Origin of the sequence: Zavarzinia compransoris (assembly GCF_003173055.1) — a bacterium.
In the GTDB taxonomy this organism is placed as follows: domain Bacteria; phylum Pseudomonadota; class Alphaproteobacteria; order Zavarziniales; family Zavarziniaceae; genus Zavarzinia; species Zavarzinia compransoris.
In genome coordinates this window covers 601,600-616,863 of the sequence record NZ_QGLF01000003.1, presented here as the reverse complement: position 1 = coordinate 616,863, position 15,264 = coordinate 601,600, and the positions used below count along the sequence as shown (strand labels likewise).

The following is a 15,264-nucleotide window of genomic DNA, read 5'->3' as shown; positions in this document are numbered from 1 at the left end:
GACGTCCCGACGCCGCGGGGAGGCGGTGCAACGATGATCCCAGGCCCCTTCAACTATCACCGGCCGGCATCCATCGCCGATGCGGTCAAACTTCTGGCCGATCTCGGCGACGACGCCCGTCCGCTCGCCGGGGGCCACAGCCTCATCCCCATGATGAAGCTGCGCATGGCGGTCCCGGAACACCTGATCGACCTCGGCGGCATCGCCGACCTGAAGGGTATCCGCCAGGCGGGCGACCGCATCGTCATCGGCGCCATGACCACCCAGCACGAAGTCATCGGCAGCGACCTGCTGACCCGCCAGGTGCCGATCCTGCGCGAGGCGGCGCTGCTGATCGCCGATCCCCAGGTGCGCTATTACGGCACCATCGGCGGCAATGTCGCCAACGGCGATCCGGGCAACGACATGCCGGCCCTGATGATGGCGCTCGACGCCCGCTATCACGTCGCCGGCCCCGAGGGCGAGCACCAGATCGCGGCCCGCGAATTCTATCACGGCGCCTATTTCACCGCGCTGGAGCCGGGCGAGGTGGTGACCGCGGTCTCCTTCGCGCCGCCGCCCGCCGGCCACGGCTATGCCTACGAGAAGCTGAAGCGGAAGATCGGCGACTATGCGACCGCCGCCGCCGCCGTGCTTCTGACCCGGGTGGGCGGGCGCATCGCCCGCTGCACCATCACCCTGACCAATGTCGGCGAAACGCCCCTGCTGGCCGAGGCGGCGGCGGCGGCCGTCACCGGCGGCGCCCTCGATCCCGCCAGCATCGACCGCGCGGTCGCGGCGGCGGAAGCCATCACCGATCCGGCGACCGACGGCCGCGGCCCCGCCGCCTATCGCACCAAGATGGCCGGGGTGATGGTGCGCCGCGCGCTCGCCCGCGCCGCCGGCCGCGCCCAGGGCTGACCTAGAGAGAACCAACGGGGAAGAAACATGGCCAAGGTTCACGTCCAGATGACGGTGAACGGCGACAAGGTGGAAGGCCTCGTCGAACCGCGCACCCTGCTGATCCATTTCATCCGCGAGCAGCTCAACCTGACCGGCGCGCATATCGGCTGCGACACCTCGCACTGCGGGGCCTGCACGGTCGATCTCGACGGCCGCTCGGTGAAGAGTTGCACCCGCTTCGCCATCCAGGCCAACGGCGGCAGCGTGACCACCGTCGAAGGCATGGCCAATGCGGACGGCACGCTGCACGCCCTGCAGGAAGGCTTCCGCATGATGCACGGGCTGCAATGCGGCTTCTGCACGCCGGGCATGATCATGCGCGCCCACCGCCTGCTGCAGGAAAACCCGGCCCCGACCGAGGCGGAGATCCGCTTCGGCATCGCCGGCAACCTGTGCCGCTGCACCGGCTACCAGAACATCGTGAAAGCCATCCAATACGCTGCCGCCAAGATCAACGGCACGCCCTTCACGGAGGCCGCAGAATGAACGACATGGCCGTCACCCGCGAACAGCGGGAGGAAAAGCTCCAGGGCATGGGCTGCAAGCGGAAGCGCGTCGAAGACATCCGCTTCACCCAGGGCCGGGGCAATTACGTCGACGACATCAAGCTGCCCGGCATGCTGTTCGGCGATTTCTACCGCTCGCCTTTCGCCCATGCGCGGATCAAGAAGCTCGACATCTCGAAGGCCAAGGCCCTGCCCGGGGTCCGCGCCGTGCTGACCGCGGCCGACCTGAAGCCCCTGAACCTGCACTACATGCCGACGCTCGCCGGCGACGTGCAGGCCGTGCTGGCCGACGAGAAGGTGCTGTTCCAGAACCAGGAAGTCGTCTTCATCGTCGCCGACGACCGCTATATCGCCGCCGACGCCGTCGAACTGATCGAGGCGGAATACGAGGAACTGCCGGTCCTGGTCGACCCCTGGGTGTCGATGGCGCCGGACGCCCCCCTGCTGCGCGAGGACATCAAGGACAAGACCGAGGGCGCCCACGGCCCGCGCAAGCACTACAACCATATCTTCGACTGGCAGATCGGCGACAAGGCGGAGACCGACGCCGTCTTCGCCAGCGCACCGGTGACGACCAAGGAAGTCTTCTACTACCACCGCACCCATCCGTCGCCGCTGGAGACCTGCCAGGCGCTGGCCTCGATGGACAAGATCAAGGGCGAACTCACGCTCTACGGCACCTTCCAGGCGCCCCACGTCATCCGCACCGTGGTCTCGCTGATCTCCGGCCTGCCGGAACACAAGATCCACGTCATCGCCCCCGACATCGGCGGCGGCTTCGGTAACAAGGTCGGGGCCTATGCCGGCTATGTCTGCGCCGTCGTCGCCTCGATCGTGCTCGGCAAGCCGGTGAAATGGGTCGAGGACCGGATGGAGAATCTCTCCACCACCTCGTTCGCCCGCGACTACCACATGACCACCGAACTGGCCTCGACCGAGGACGGCAGGCTGCTGGGCATGCGCTGCCATGTGCTGGCCGACCACGGCGCCTTCGACGCCTGCGCCGATCCCAGCAAATGGCCGGCCGGCTTCATGAACATCTGCACCGGCTCCTACGACATCCCGGTCGCCCATCTCGCGGTCGACGGCGTCTATACCAACAAGGCGTCGGGCGGCGTCGCCTATCGCTGCTCGTTCCGGGTGACCGAGGCGGTCTATGCCATCGAGCGGGCGATCGAGGTCCATGCCCAGAAGCTCGGCATGGACTCGGTCGATTTCCGGATGAAGAACTTCATCCGCCGCGAGCAATTCCCCTACAAGGCGGCGCTCGGCTGGGAATACGACTCGGGCGACTATCACCTCGCCATGGAAAAGGCGATCGCCGCGGTCGACTACCGCGGCCTCCGCGCCGAGCAGGCGGCCAAGCGCGAAGCCTTCAAGCGCGGCGAAACCCGTGAGGTCATGGGCATCGGCGTCTCCTTCTTCACCGAGATCGTGGGCGCCGGACCGTCGAAGAACTGCGACATCCTGGGCATCGCCATGTTCGACAGCTGCGAGATCCGCATCCATCCCACGGGCTCGGTGATCGCGCGCATGGGCACCAAGAGCCAGGGCCAGGGCCACGAGACCACCTACGCCCAGATCCTGGCGACCGAACTCGGCATCCCCGCCGACGACATCACCATCGAGGAAGGCAATACCGATACCGCGCCCTATGGTCTCGGCACCTACGGCTCGCGCTCGACGCCGACGGCGGGGGCGGCGACCGCGGTGGCGGCGCGCAAGGTCCGGGCCAAGGCCCAGATGATCGCCGCCCACCTCCTTGAGGTTCACCACGACGACGTCGAATGGGACATCGACGGTTTCGCGGTGAAAGGCCTGCCCGAGAAGCGGAAGTCGATGAAGGAAATCGCCTGGGCCGCCTATAACACCGGCATTCCCAACCTGGAGCCGGGGCTGGAAGCGGTGAACTACTACGACCCGCCCAACCTGACCTATCCCTTCGGCGCCTATTTCTGCGTCATGGACATCAATGTCGACACCGGCGAGTTTAAGATCCGGCGCTTCTACGCGCTCGACGACTGCGGCACGCGCATCAACCCGATGATCATCGAGGGCCAGGTGCACGGCGGCCTGACCGAAGCCTTCGCCGTCGCCATGGGCCAGGAGATCCGTTACGACAAGTCGGGCAACGTGCTCGGCGCGTCCTTCATGGACTTCTTCGTGCCGACCGCGGTCGAGACCCCGCATTGGGAGACCGACTACACCGTCACGCCTTCGCCGCATCACCCGATCGGCGCCAAGGGCGTGGGCGAAAGCCCGCATGTCGGCGGCGTGCCCTGCTTCTCGAATGCGGTGAACGACGCCTTCGCCTTCCTCGGCGCCACCCATATCGACATGCCGCACGACTATTGGCGCAACTGGCAGGCGGCCGAAAACCTCGGCCTGCACAAGTGATGGCGGAACGCGACACGATCGCGCAGCGCCTCGCGGCGGCGGCCTATGTCGCCGACCGCGACCTGGCGACGGCGCTCTGGCTCATGGACCTGCTGGGCCGGCCCCTGCTGCTCGAAGGGGCAGCCGGGGTCGGCAAGACCGCGGTTGCGGGCGCGCTGGCCCGGGTCCATGACGCCCGCCTCATCCGCCTGCAATGCTACGAGGGGCTGGACCAGAACGCCGCCCTCTATGAGTGGAACTACCAGCGCCAGATCCTGGCCCTCAAGGCGCGGGAAGCCGCGGGCGGCGACCCGGACGCGATCGAAACCGCGATCTTTTCCGAGGCCTATCTGCTGGAACGGCCGCTGCTGGCCGCGATCCGCGATCCGGGGCCGGTCGTCCTGCTGATCGACGAGGTCGACAGGGCGGACGAGGAATTCGAGGCGTTCCTGCTGGAACTGCTGGCCGAATTCCAGGTCACCATCCCGGAACTGGGCACGATCACCGCCCGGGCCGTGCCGCGGGTGGTGCTGACCTCGAACGGCACCCGCGAATTGTCGGATGCGCTGCGCCGGCGCTGCCTCTACCATTATGTCGATTTTCCCGATATCGACCGCGAGGCGGCGATCCTGAAGACGCGGCTGCCCGGCATCGATGCGGCGCTGGCGCTTCAGGTCGCGCGCTTCGTCGCCGAGATCCGCAAGGAAGACCTGCGCAAGGTGCCCGGCGTCGCCGAGACGCTGGATTTCGCCGCCGCCCTGCTCGGCGTCGGCATCACCGAGATCCGCCAGGACGCGGGCGCGCTGCACGATCTTCTGTCCACCCTTCTGAAGACGCGGGAGGATCACGCCGGCATCGATGCCGCGGTGGTCGACCGCCTCGCCCATAAGGTCGCCTGAGATGGCGGCGGCGGGGGAATTGCTGCGCCGGCGGATGGCCGGCTTCGCGGCGGCGCTGCGCGAGCACGGCTTTGCCGTCGGCCTGCGGGAAAGCGCCGACGCCCTGGCCGTGATCGCCGCCGCCGGGCTGCGCGGGCGCCTGGTGCTGCGCGCCGGGCTGCGCGCCCTCTTCGCCTCGCGCCAGGCCGACTGGCGGCTGTTCGACGACCTGTTCGACGCCTATTGGCTGGGCCGCCACCTGCGCGCCGGCGTCCGCATCACCCCGCCCCTGCCGCAACGCCAGGGCTCGCGCAGCTTCGCCGCCGCAGAGGCCGGCGAGGACGGCGGCGACGGCCCGATCCTGCGCAGCGAGCGCCGGCCGGACGACGGCACCGGCGAGGGCGACGATGCCGCCCCCGGCCGCCACGAGCGCGGCGGCGCCGCGGCGAGCGAGCGCCTGGGCCGGACCGATTTCCGCCATGTCGCCGATCCCGCCGAACAGGAACGGCTGGCGGCGCTGGTCGCGCGCCTGGCCGCCCGCATGCGCGCCCGCCTGACCCGGCGCCAGGAGATCGCCCGCGGCGGCCCGCGCATCGACCTGCGCCGGACCTTGCACCGCAGTGTCGGCCGGGGCGGCGTGCCGGTCGACCTCGTCCGCCGCCGGCGCCGGCCGAAACCCCTGAAGCTCGTCGTGCTGCTCGACGCCTCGGGTTCCATGGGCCCCTATACCGCGGTCTTCGTCCGCTTCATCCACGGCGTGCTCAGCGGCTTCCGCCAGGCGGCGGCGTTCCTCTTCCACACCCGCCTCGCCGACATCACCGAGGCGCTGCAAGATCGCGAGCCCCAGCGCGCCCTGGACCGCCTGAGCCTGATCGCCGAAGGGGTCGGCGGCGGCACCCGGATCGGCGACTGCCTGGCCACCTTCAACCGCTGGCACGCGGCGCGTGCCCTCAATTCGCGCAGCGCCGTGATCATCGTCTCGGACGGTTACGACACCGGCGAAGCCCCGCGCCTCGGGCGCGAGATGGCGGCGCTCCGGCGCCGCTGCCGCCGCATCGCCTGGCTGAACCCGATGATGGGCTGGCGCGACTATGCCCCGGTCGCCGCGGGCATGCGGGCCGCCCTGCCCCATCTCGACCTTTTTGCGCCGGCCCACGACCTCGAGAGCCTCGAAGCCCTCGAACCCTATCTGGCACGGCTTTAGCGGGGGACGGCACGATGATCGAACCCGATCTCTTCGCCAAGGTCTACGACCTCCAGGAAGCGGAAACGCCCTTCGTCCTGGCGACGGTGGTGCGCACCGTCTCGGTCACCGCCGCCAAGGCCGGGGCCAAGGCGGTGATCCTGGCCGACGGCACGGTGGCGGCGGGCTGGATCGGCGGCGGCTGCGCCCGCGGCGCCACCCTGAAGGCGGCGCAGGACTCCCTGGCCGACGGCCAGCCCCGGCTGATTTCGGTCCAGCCCGACGACCAGATGGAGGAGCAGGGCCTGCTGAACGGCGAGACGCGCGATGGCGTGCGTTACGCCCACAACCATTGCCCGAGCCGAGGCACCATGGATATTTTCGTCGATCCCGTGCTGCCGCGGCCCGAACTGCTGGTCATGGGCACCTCGCCGGTCGCCCGCGTCCTGGTCGCGCTGGCCGGGGAATTCGGCTTTCGCGTGATGGCGGCAGCCCCCGCCGCGGCCCACGGCCAATTGTCCCTGGCCGACCGCCTGATCGACGGCTTCGTGCCGCCGCCGGCGAACGGGCTGCGCTACGTCGTGGTGGCGACGCAAGGGGCCGACGATTTCGCGGCGCTGAGTGCCGCGGTCGCCCTCGACGTGCCCTATATCGCCTTCGTCGGCTCGCGCCGCAAGGCCGAGAGCCTGCGCGGCGACCTGCTCGACGCCGGCGTGCCGGCCGCGCGCCTTGCCGCGCTCAAGGCCCCCGCCGGCTTCGACCTCGGCGCCGTCACCCCCGAAGAGATCGCTCTCTCGATCCTGGCCGAGGCGGTGGCGGTGCGGCGCCGCGGCATTGCTTCCCCCGCGCCCTGAAGACCCAGAAACCCAGAAACCCAGAAAACCCAAAAAACCCAGAGACAAGGCAGCAGAACCATGGAAATGACCGGTGCACAACGGATCAACGCGTCCCAGCAGGCCGTCTGGACCGCCTTGAACGATGTCGACGTCCTGAAGCAATGCATCCCGGGCTGCGAGCAGATCGCGCGCGTCAGCCCGACCGACCTCGAAGCCCTGGTCGTGCTCCGGGTCGGGCCGGTGAAGGCCAGCTTCAAGGGCGCCGTGAAACTGTCCGACATCGACCCCCCGAACGGTTACACCATCAAGGGCGAAGGCAACGGCGGCTCGTCGGGCCAGGCCAAGGGCGGGGCCCGGGTCTGGCTGACGCGGGACGGGCGCTATACCGTGCTCAACTATGATGTGAATGCCGAGGTTACGGGCAAGCTGGCCCAGCTGGGCGCCCGCCTGATCGATGCGACGGCGAAGAAGCTGGCGGACGATTTCTTCCAGAAGCTGGGCGATATCGTCGCCCCGCCGACGAACGAGATCCTGGCCGAGCGCGAGGCGCGGCAGTGGATCGTCATCCGCGTGATCAAGCGGGTGGTGCGGGCGATCCGGCGCCTGTTCGGCGGCGGCGGCGATGCCGCCGACCGGCCCGCGGGCTGACGGGAGGTCCCATGGACCGCACCGAGATCCTTGCCCAGGCCGGGCGCTGGGCCGATGCCGACGGCAGCGCCGCGCTCGCCACGGTGATCGAGACCTGGGGCTCGGCGCCGCGGGCGGCGGGCAGCCTGCTGGCGGTCAGCCGGCGGGGCGGTTTCGTCGGCTCGGTCTCGGGCGGCTGCGTCGAGCGGGCGGTGATCGAGGCGGCGCAGGAAGCGATCGACGACGGCCGCCACCGCGTCCTCAGCTTCGGCGTCGCCGATGCCGATGCCTGGGCGCTGGGCCTTGCCTGCGGCGGGCGCATCCGCGTCCTGGTCGAGCCGGTGGCGCGCACGCCCGACTTCACGGAATGGGAACAGGCGGTCGCCGCCGGCCGCCCCGCCGTGCGCGCGACCGACCTCGAGACCGGCAGCAACACCTTGCGTTACCCGGACGACGAGGCCGCCGCCGCCGTCCTGGCCGCCGACCAGGCACAACTGAGCGCGGACGGCCGCTTGTTCCTGAACCCGTTCAGCCCGCCGCTCCGCCTCGTCCTGGTCGGCGCGGTCCATATCGCCGAGCCGCTGGCGCGCATGGCCACGATCGCCGGCTATGCCGTCACCGTGGTCGAGGGGCGACGCGCCTTCGCCCGCGCCGAACTGTTTCCGGACGCGGCGCTCCGCGCCGGCTGGCCGGCGGAGATCCTGCCCGATCTCGGCCTCGACCAGCGCTCGGCGGTGATCACCCTGACCCACGACCCGAAGTTCGACGATGGCGCGCTGGCCGCCGCCCTGGCCACGCCGGCCTTCTATATCGGCGCCCTCGGCTCGAAGAAGACCCATGCCAAGCGCCTGGCCCGGCTGGCGGTCGCGGGTTTCGACACGGCGGCGCTGGCCCGGGTGCACGGGCCGGTCGGGCTCGACATCGGCGCCGGCACGCCGGGCCAGATCGCCGTCGCCATCCTGGCCGAGATGACCGCGGTCCTGCACGGGAGACTGTCATGAAATTCGGTGCCGTTCCCCTGGCCGAGGCGGCGGGCGCCATTCTGGCCCACAGCCAGGTGGTCGCGGGCAAGGCCTGGAAAAAGGGCCGCAGGCTCAGCGACGAGGATATTTCCCTGCTGGGCGCCGCCCGGCGCGAGACCGTGATCGTCGCCCGTCCCGAGACCGGCGACATCGGCGAGGACGAGGCCGCCCGCCGCTTGGCCGAGGCGCTGTGCGGCGCGGGCGCCGTGCTGACCGAAGCCTTCACCGGGCGCGCCAACCTTTATGCCCGCAGCGCCGGCCTCGCCCGCATCGACGTCGACCGCATCAATGCCGTCAACCGGATCGACGAGGCGATCACCGTCGCCACCCTGCCGGTGGACGAGATGGTGGAACCGCGCCAGATGCTGGCGACGGTGAAGATCATGCCCTTCGCCGTGCCGCGCGACCTGATCGAACGGGCGGTGGCCGCCCTCGGCAATGCGCCGGCCGTCGCCGTCGCCCCCTTTGCCCCGCTGTCGGCCGCGCTCATCGTCACCACCACGCCGACCACCAAGGACTCGGTGATCCAGAAGGCGATGGCGGCGACGGCGGCCCGGGTTGCCGGCCTCGGCGGGCGGATCGTGCTGCACCTGACCGTGCCCCATGAGGCCGGCGCCCTGACCGAGGCCCTGGCCCGGGCCGGGGCGGCGGGCCCGGACCTGATCCTGGTGATGGGCGCCAATGCGGTGATCGACCGCCGCGACCATATCCCGGCCGCGATCGAGGCGGCGGGCGGCCGGGTGGAACGCTTCGGCATGCCGGTCGATCCGGGCAACCTGCTGCTGACCGGAACCCTGTTCGGCCGGCCGGTGATCGGCGTGCCGGGCTGCGCCCGCAGCCTGAAGCTGAACGGTTTCGACCTCGTGCTGCGGCGCCTTTTCGCCGGCCTGGCCACCGACCGCGACACGATCGCCACCATGGGCGTCGGCGGCCTTTTGAAAGAGATCGAGATGCGGCCGCAGCCGCGCGACGGCGAGGGCTGCCCGGCGGCCCAGCCCGCCCGGGCGCCGCGCCTCGCCGCCCTGGTGCTGGCCGCCGGCCGCTCCACCCGCATGGCGGGGCCGAACAAGCTGCTGCTGCCGCTGGCCGGCAAGCCCCTGGTCCGCCACGCGGTCGAGGCGGCGGTCGCGGCCGACCTCGGGCCGGTCGTGGTCGTGACCGGCCATGAGGGCGAGGCGGTGCGCGCGGCGCTGGCCGGCTGCCCGGTGGAATTCCGCGACAACCCCGATTACGCCGAGGGCTTGTCCGCCTCGCTCCGGGTCGGGGTGGGCGCGCTCGACGATACGGTCGACGGCGCTTTCGTCCTGCTCGGCGATATGCCGCGGATTACGGCCGCGCATCTGCGCCGCCTGGCCGCCGCCTTCGCCCCCGGCGAAGGGCGCGAGATCGCCGTGCCCACGGTGCGGGGCCGCTGGGGCAATCCGCTGCTCTGGGCCCGGCGCTTCTTTCCCGCCATGGCGGCCCTCGACGGCGACCGCGGCGCCCGCCTGCTGGCGGCCGCCCAGGCGGACAGCATCGTCGAGATCGAAATGGCGGACGACGGCGTGCTGACCGACATCGATACCGGCGCCGCCTATGCCGAGGCCGGCGGTACGTAAGCGTTGCGTTCAACCTTGGCGCCCGGTGCCGGCGCCCGTCGAACCACAGGCAGCCAAGACTGAAGCAGGGAGGAAAAAATAATGCTCGGAAGACTAATGCTGATCGCCGCCACGCTGGCCGGCCCCATGATCGCCGCGGCGGAAGCGGCTGCCGCCGACCGCAGCCCCTGGATGGTGCGCGGCCGCGTCCTCGCCGTCCTGCCGGAAGAGGACCTCGACAGCATCAACCCGGTCCTCGGGCCGAATACCGATGTCTCGATCGACAATTCCGTCGTGCCGGAACTGGACATCACCTATTTCCTCACCCCCAACATCGCGGCCGAGCTGATCCTGGGCACCACGCCGCATGATGCCAAGGTGAAGAGCCCGGACGTCGATCTCGGCAGTGTCTGGCTGCTGCCGCCGACCCTGACCCTCCAGTATCATTTCGCGCCCGAGGGCAAGATCCGGCCTTACCTGGGGGTCGGGGTGAATTACACCATCTTCTACGGCAAGGACGAGCCGGGCGGCACCACGGTCGACTACGAGAACCGCTTCGGCTGGGCGTTGCAGGCCGGCGTCGACATTCCGATCGACGACCATTGGGCGCTGAACGTCGACGTGAAGCAGATCTTCCTGTCGACCGAGGTGACGGTGAACGGCGCGGTCAAGGCCGATGTCGACATCGATCCCCTGCTGGTCGGCGTCGGCGTCGGCTACCGCTTCTGATCCCCCGTTTCCTGCCGGAGCCCCCGATGCTCGTCCCCGCCGGCCCCGTGCCGCCGCTGACCGATCCCTTTCAGCGGCGGATCACCTATCTCCGGGTCTCGGTCACCGACCGCTGCGATTTCCGCTGCCTCTACTGCATGGCCGAGGAGATGGACTTCCTGCCGAAGGCGGAGGTCCTGGGGCTCGAGGAACTGGAACGCCTGTGCACCGCTTTCATTCGGCTGGGCGTGCGCAGGCTGCGCCTGACCGGGGGGGAACCCCTGGTCAGGCGCGACGTCATGACCCTGGTCGCCGCGCTCGGCCGCCAGGTCGCGGCCGACGCGCTCGACGAATTGACCCTGACCACCAACGGCAGCCAGTTGGCCCGCCATGCCGCGGCCCTGGCCGCCGCCGGCGTGCGCCGGGTGAACGTCAGCCTGGACAGCCTGGAGGCCGGGCGCTTCGCCCGCATCACCCGCCGGGGCCGGTTGGACAATGTGCTCGACGGCATCGCCGCGGCCCGGGCGGCGGGCATCGCGGTCAAGCTGAACGTGGTCGCGCTGCGCGGCCTGAACGACGACGAATTCATCCCCCTGGTCGAATGGGCGCACGGCCAGGGCCACGAGGTCACCTTCATCGAGACCATGCCCCTCGGCGATGTCGACGGCGACCGCACGGCGCATTACCTGCCCCTCGGCGAGGTCCGCGCCGCGCTCGCCCGGCGCTTCACCCTGATCGACAGCGCCCACCGCAGCGCCGGCCCCGCCCGCTATGTCCGCATCGCCGAGACCGGCGGCCGGGTCGGCTTCATCACCCCGCTCAGCGATCATTTCTGCGACAGCTGCAACCGGGTGCGGCTGACCTGCACCGGCCGGCTCTATCTCTGCCTCGGCCAGGAGGACAGCGTCGATTTCCTGCCCCTGCTGCGCGGCGGCGCCGACGATCCGGCGATCGAGGCCGCGATCCGGCGCGCCCTGGCGCACAAGCCCCGGGGCCATGACTTCGTCATCGACCGCGCGACGCCCCGCCCCGCCCTGGCCCGGCACATGAACGTGACCGGCGGATGAGGTCCGGAATGCCGCCTTGCCCCGGACCGGGTGATCTGACGGTTGACCCGGTCCCTGCCTGTGCCATCCTGGATCACAATAAGCCGCGCCGATCAGCACCCGGCGCGAAATCGAAGAAACCGACAGGAAACGCGGCATCACCGGGAGCCCCGGCCGCACGGTGACCCCGAAGCAACAAAAATCCTGGGAGGACGGACGTGCTCGCCCATAGCCCCTGGCTCGTCGGGCTGTCGATCATCATCGCCGCGCAGGGCAGCTATGTCGGCCTTCTCCTCGCGGACGAGGGGGATCGCGCCTTCGGCATGCGCCGGCGCTTCATCCTGGCAGCCTCGGCCTTCACCTTGGCGACCAGCATCTGGTCCATGCATTTCGTCGCCATGCTGGCCGCGCGCTTTCCCGTCATGGTCGGCTTCCGGGTCCTGCCCACCCTCGTCTCCCTGCTCATCTGCGTGCTGGTGGTGGGCGCCGGGGTGCTGATCGTCCATACCGAGCGGCCCAAGCTGCAACGTATCCTCTGCGGTGCCATCGCCATGGGGGCGGGCATCGCCGCCATGCATTACGTCGGCATGTCGGCGATCGACAGTTGCGAGCTGCACCATTCCGGCCTCTCCATCGTCGCCTCGGTCCTGATCGCGATCGCGGCCAGCAGCCTGACCCTGTGGCAGATGGAACGCTCGCGGCCGGCGGGCGTCGCCCACGGCCTGCCCGCGGTCCTGTTCGGGCTTGCCATCGCCGGCATGCATTACAGCGCCATGGCCGGCATGACCGCGGTGCCGATCGATCTCGCCCCGCCGTCCGATCCGGTGATGCCCCACGACACGATGGCGATCGTGGTCGCCGTCGTTTCCTTCGTCATTTCCGGCGGCTTCCTGCTCTCGCTGACGCCGGACCGGCGCCCGCCGCCGGCACCGGCCCTGGCCGCGCCGGCCTTGCCCGCCGCCGCCCCGGCCGAACGGCCGGCGCCCCGCGCGGGCATGCCGGCGTCGGGCCATGCCCCGACCGCCATGCCCCGGCCCCCCAGCTATCCGCGCCAGATCGAAGTGCAGAAGGACAACCGCCTGCACTGGCTGCCGGTCGCGAGCATCGCCTTCATCCGGGCCAACGGCCACTACACGCTGATCTCCGACGGCGAGCAGGAATTCTTCTGCCAAAGCGCGATCAGCGAAATCGAGGCCCAGCTGGACCCCGTCCTGTTCATGCGTGTGCACCGCAGCTACATCGTCTCGATCGGCCGGGTCGAAGCGGTGCGCCGGGCCGGCGACGGCGGCATCGCCGAAATCGGCGCGCCCTCGGCACAGAGCATCCCGGTCGCCCGCGGCCGCCTGTCGGCGGTGCGCAAGCGCCTCAGCGAATCCCACGGCTGAAGGGCGGCGGGGCCGCGAGAACGTCTTGACAGGCGTTCAATGATTGCGTGTATATTTTTAATAATCTCTCCCGATAGGCCGTTTCCGCCGGCCCCTTATCGTTCGCCGACGGCTGTCCTCCCCGCCACGCGCCCAGGTGTCGAAGACTGAGGGACGATCATGCAGATATCCACCATCCCGCCGGCACGGCGGCCGGCCGATCTCCAACCGCCCACCCTGCCGCCGCCGGCCATGCGGCATCTCAGGGTCTATGCCTTCGATCCCCAGGCCTCCACGCGCCTGGAATCGACCGCCTTCAGCCATGCCCTGATCAGCCTGCCGTGGGAGGATGGCATCCGGCCCGGGCCGGTGAACGAATATCTGGAAGTGATCGACTACGACCCGGTGACCGGCCTCTACTACGACCCGATCGATCTCAACGACCCCCATATCCTTGCCCAGCACGGGCTGGCGCCGTCGGAAGGCGACCCGCGCTTTCACCAGCAGATGGTCTTCGCCGTGGCCATGAAGACGATCAGGGCGTTCGAGCGGGCGCTGGGCCGCAAGGTCTTCTGGTCGCCCCGCTGGGACAAAGAGAAGCGGACCTATCTGCCGGTCGACAAGCTGCGCATCTATCCCCATGCGATGCGCGAACCCAATGCCTATTACAGCCCCGAGAAGAAGGCCCTGCTGTTCGGCTATTTCCGGGCGCCGAAGAACAGGAACGGCGGCAACCTGCCGGGCGGCTGGGTGTTCACCGCCCTGTCCCACGACATCATCGTCCATGAGACGACCCACGCCCTGCTCGACGGCCTGCACCGCCGCTATGCCGAGCCGACCAGCCCGGACAGCCTGGCCTTTCACGAAGCCTTCGCCGATATCGTCGCCCTCCTGCTGCATTTCACCCTGCCCGAGGCGGTGCGCGGCGAGATCGCCCACCGGGGCGGGCGTCTGGACGGGCCGTCCCTGCTGGGCGATCTCGCCCGGCAATTCGGCGAGGCCACCGGCCACTACCGGGCGCTGCGCTCGGGGATCGACGACAAGGGCCCGGACGGCGAGCCCGACCCGGGACGGCTCGACAGCCTGGACAAGCCGCACGACCGGGGTGCCATCCTCGTCGCCGCCGTCTTCGACGCCTTCGTCACCATCTACCAGCAGCGCACGGCCGATCTCCTGCGCCTCGCCGCCGTGCCGGCGGGCGGGGCGGCGCGGGACCTGCATCCGGATCTCGTCGCCCGGCTGACGGCGGAGGCGACCAAGGCCGCCGACCATGTCCTGCGCATGTGCATCCGCGCCCTCGACTACCTGCCGCCGGTCGACGTCACCTTCGGCGAATACCTGCGCGCGATCGTCACCGCCGACACCGACCTGATCCCGGAAGACCGGCTGAACTATCGCGTCGCCGTCATCGGCGCCTTCCGCCGCCGCGGCATTTTCCCGGACAATTGCATCTCGCTGGCGCCGGACAGCCTGCTGTGGGAAGCCCCGGACGAAAACATCGATGCCGCCGATCTTCTGCCCGCCACCTCCGCCGCCTATGCCGATTTCGTCTCCCCGGCCGGCGATGCGGATAAGAGCAAGGGGAAGGGCCTGCCGCAGCGCATCCGGGTGAATCTCGACCTCCTGCCGGCCTATCGGCGGACGCAGTCCTTCAGGCAGTCGGAGAAGAACCGGGAGGAAGTCTTCAAATGGATCTACCAGAGCGACGGCCATGATGCCGCGTGGGAGGCGACGCTGGGCGTCCATTTCAGCGTCAAGCCGGACCATTGGCGGAACACCATCCATATCAGTGCGGCCCTGACCAAGAAATACGGCTGGCCGGCCCCGGCGGTCGAGGTCCATTCGGTCAGGACGGCGCGGCGGGCCGGCCCCGACGGCCAGGACCTGCGCCAATTGGTGATCACCGTCACGCAGCGGCGGCGCGGCTTCCTCGATGCGGCGGTGCAGGCGGAGCAGGAGGATGATCCCGGCGGCGAGAAGCCCGGCGATTTCATTTTCCGCGGCGGCGCCACGCTGATCGTCGACCTCCGGGACGGCCGCATCCGCTATGCGATCCGCAAGAGGATCGACGACGACGCCCGCCTGATGCGACAGCGGGCGTTCCTCGACGCATCGGGCAGGATGTCCCTCGGCTTCACCTACAAGAGCGGCGACGGCCGGCACGGCGAGCCTTTCGCCGTCGCCCACCGGGGGTGCTGA

General features: G+C 69.9%; 13 protein-coding genes. All 13 read left to right on the top strand.

All coding sequences use genetic code 11. The features are described 5' to 3' along the window. The first annotated feature begins 33 nt into the window (after positions 1 to 33). The 13 genes from DKG75_RS13615 (at position 34) to DKG75_RS13555 (ending at position 15,264) form a co-directional block, all read left to right on the top strand. Complete coding sequence (locus DKG75_RS13615) at positions 34 to 900, top strand: FAD binding domain-containing protein (protein ID WP_109921664.1); 867 nt, start codon at positions 34 to 36, stop codon at positions 898 to 900. Between the two features lie 27 nt (positions 901 to 927). Continuing rightward, a complete protein-coding gene (locus DKG75_RS13610; RefSeq protein ID WP_109921663.1) occupies positions 928 to 1,428 on the top strand; it encodes a (2Fe-2S)-binding protein in 501 nt (166 codons plus the stop codon). Continuing rightward, positions 1,425 to 3,845 carry an aerobic carbon-monoxide dehydrogenase large subunit gene (locus DKG75_RS13605; RefSeq protein ID WP_109921662.1) on the top strand — a complete coding sequence of 807 codons (2,421 nt, stop codon included), beginning with the start codon at positions 1,425 to 1,427 and terminating at the stop codon, positions 3,843 to 3,845. Before DKG75_RS13610 ends, DKG75_RS13605 begins: the two co-directional genes overlap by 4 nt. Then, positions 3,845 to 4,723 carry an AAA family ATPase gene (locus DKG75_RS13600; protein ID WP_109921661.1) on the top strand — a complete coding sequence of 293 codons (879 nt, stop codon included), beginning with the start codon at positions 3,845 to 3,847 and terminating at the stop codon, positions 4,721 to 4,723. Before DKG75_RS13605 ends, DKG75_RS13600 begins: the two co-directional genes overlap by 1 nt. Position 4,724: 1 nt before the next feature. Continuing rightward, positions 4,725 to 5,906 carry a vWA domain-containing protein gene (locus DKG75_RS13595; protein WP_109921660.1) on the top strand — a complete coding sequence of 394 codons (1,182 nt, stop codon included), beginning with the start codon at positions 4,725 to 4,727 and terminating at the stop codon, positions 5,904 to 5,906. Positions 5,907 to 5,920: 14 nt separating this feature from the next. Continuing rightward, positions 5,921 to 6,739 carry an XdhC family protein gene (locus DKG75_RS13590; protein ID WP_109921659.1) on the top strand — a complete coding sequence of 273 codons (819 nt, stop codon included), beginning with the start codon at positions 5,921 to 5,923 and terminating at the stop codon, positions 6,737 to 6,739. 66 nt (positions 6,740 to 6,805) lie between these two features. After that, positions 6,806 to 7,369: an SRPBCC family protein gene (locus tag DKG75_RS13585; protein ID WP_243746570.1), complete on the top strand. Its 564-nt coding sequence runs from the start codon at positions 6,806 to 6,808 to the stop codon at positions 7,367 to 7,369. An 11-nt stretch (positions 7,370 to 7,380) separates the two neighbouring features. Continuing rightward, on the top strand, positions 7,381 to 8,349 hold the full coding sequence (locus DKG75_RS13580) for an XdhC family protein (protein ID WP_109921657.1): 969 nt from the start codon (positions 7,381 to 7,383) through the stop codon (positions 8,347 to 8,349). Next, positions 8,346 to 9,968 (top strand): NTP transferase domain-containing protein, encoded by a 1,623-nt coding sequence (locus tag DKG75_RS13575; protein WP_109921656.1) that lies wholly within the window; start codon positions 8,346 to 8,348, stop codon positions 9,966 to 9,968. Before DKG75_RS13580 ends, DKG75_RS13575 begins: the two co-directional genes overlap by 4 nt. An 81-nt stretch (positions 9,969 to 10,049) precedes the next feature. Further along, on the top strand, positions 10,050 to 10,676 hold the full coding sequence (locus DKG75_RS13570; protein ID WP_109921655.1) for an OmpW/AlkL family protein: 627 nt from the start codon (positions 10,050 to 10,052) through the stop codon (positions 10,674 to 10,676). Between the two features lie 26 nt (positions 10,677 to 10,702). After that, the gene (moaA, locus tag DKG75_RS13565) at positions 10,703 to 11,722 is read left to right on the top strand and encodes a GTP 3',8-cyclase MoaA (protein ID WP_109921654.1); all 1,020 of its coding nucleotides are present in this window, start codon (positions 10,703 to 10,705) and stop codon (positions 11,720 to 11,722) included. 197 nt (positions 11,723 to 11,919) lie between these two features. After that, complete coding sequence (locus DKG75_RS13560; RefSeq protein WP_109921653.1) at positions 11,920 to 13,086, top strand: MHYT domain-containing protein; 1,167 nt, start codon at positions 11,920 to 11,922, stop codon at positions 13,084 to 13,086. A gap of 159 nt (positions 13,087 to 13,245) precedes the next feature. Beyond that, positions 13,246 to 15,264: a gluzincin family metallopeptidase gene (locus DKG75_RS13555; protein ID WP_109921652.1), complete on the top strand. Its 2,019-nt coding sequence runs from the start codon at positions 13,246 to 13,248 to the stop codon at positions 15,262 to 15,264.

Bases quoted from the DNA above. Each gene is read 5' to 3' on its own strand.
- DKG75_RS13570 (WP_109921655.1), top strand. From the start codon at position 10,050: ATGCTCGGAAGACTAATGCTGATCGCCGCCACGCTGGCCGGCCCCATG.
- DKG75_RS13615 (WP_109921664.1), top strand. From the start codon at position 34: ATGATCCCAGGCCCCTTCAACTATCACCGGCCGGCATCCATCGCCGAT.
- DKG75_RS13555 (WP_109921652.1), top strand. From the start codon at position 13,246: ATGCAGATATCCACCATCCCGCCGGCACGGCGGCCGGCCGATCTCCAA.
- DKG75_RS13590 (WP_109921659.1), top strand. From the start codon at position 5,921: ATGATCGAACCCGATCTCTTCGCCAAGGTCTACGACCTCCAGGAAGCG.
- DKG75_RS13595 (WP_109921660.1), top strand. From the start codon at position 4,725: ATGGCGGCGGCGGGGGAATTGCTGCGCCGGCGGATGGCCGGCTTCGCG.
- DKG75_RS13605 (WP_109921662.1), top strand. From the start codon at position 1,425: ATGAACGACATGGCCGTCACCCGCGAACAGCGGGAGGAAAAGCTCCAG.
- DKG75_RS13575 (WP_109921656.1), top strand. From the start codon at position 8,346: ATGAAATTCGGTGCCGTTCCCCTGGCCGAGGCGGCGGGCGCCATTCTG.
- DKG75_RS13585 (WP_243746570.1), top strand. From the start codon at position 6,806: ATGACCGGTGCACAACGGATCAACGCGTCCCAGCAGGCCGTCTGGACC.
- DKG75_RS13610 (WP_109921663.1), top strand. From the start codon at position 928: ATGGCCAAGGTTCACGTCCAGATGACGGTGAACGGCGACAAGGTGGAA.
- DKG75_RS13600 (WP_109921661.1), top strand. From the start codon at position 3,845: ATGGCGGAACGCGACACGATCGCGCAGCGCCTCGCGGCGGCGGCCTAT.
- DKG75_RS13580 (WP_109921657.1), top strand. From the start codon at position 7,381: ATGGACCGCACCGAGATCCTTGCCCAGGCCGGGCGCTGGGCCGATGCC.
- moaA (WP_109921654.1), top strand. From the start codon at position 10,703: ATGCTCGTCCCCGCCGGCCCCGTGCCGCCGCTGACCGATCCCTTTCAG.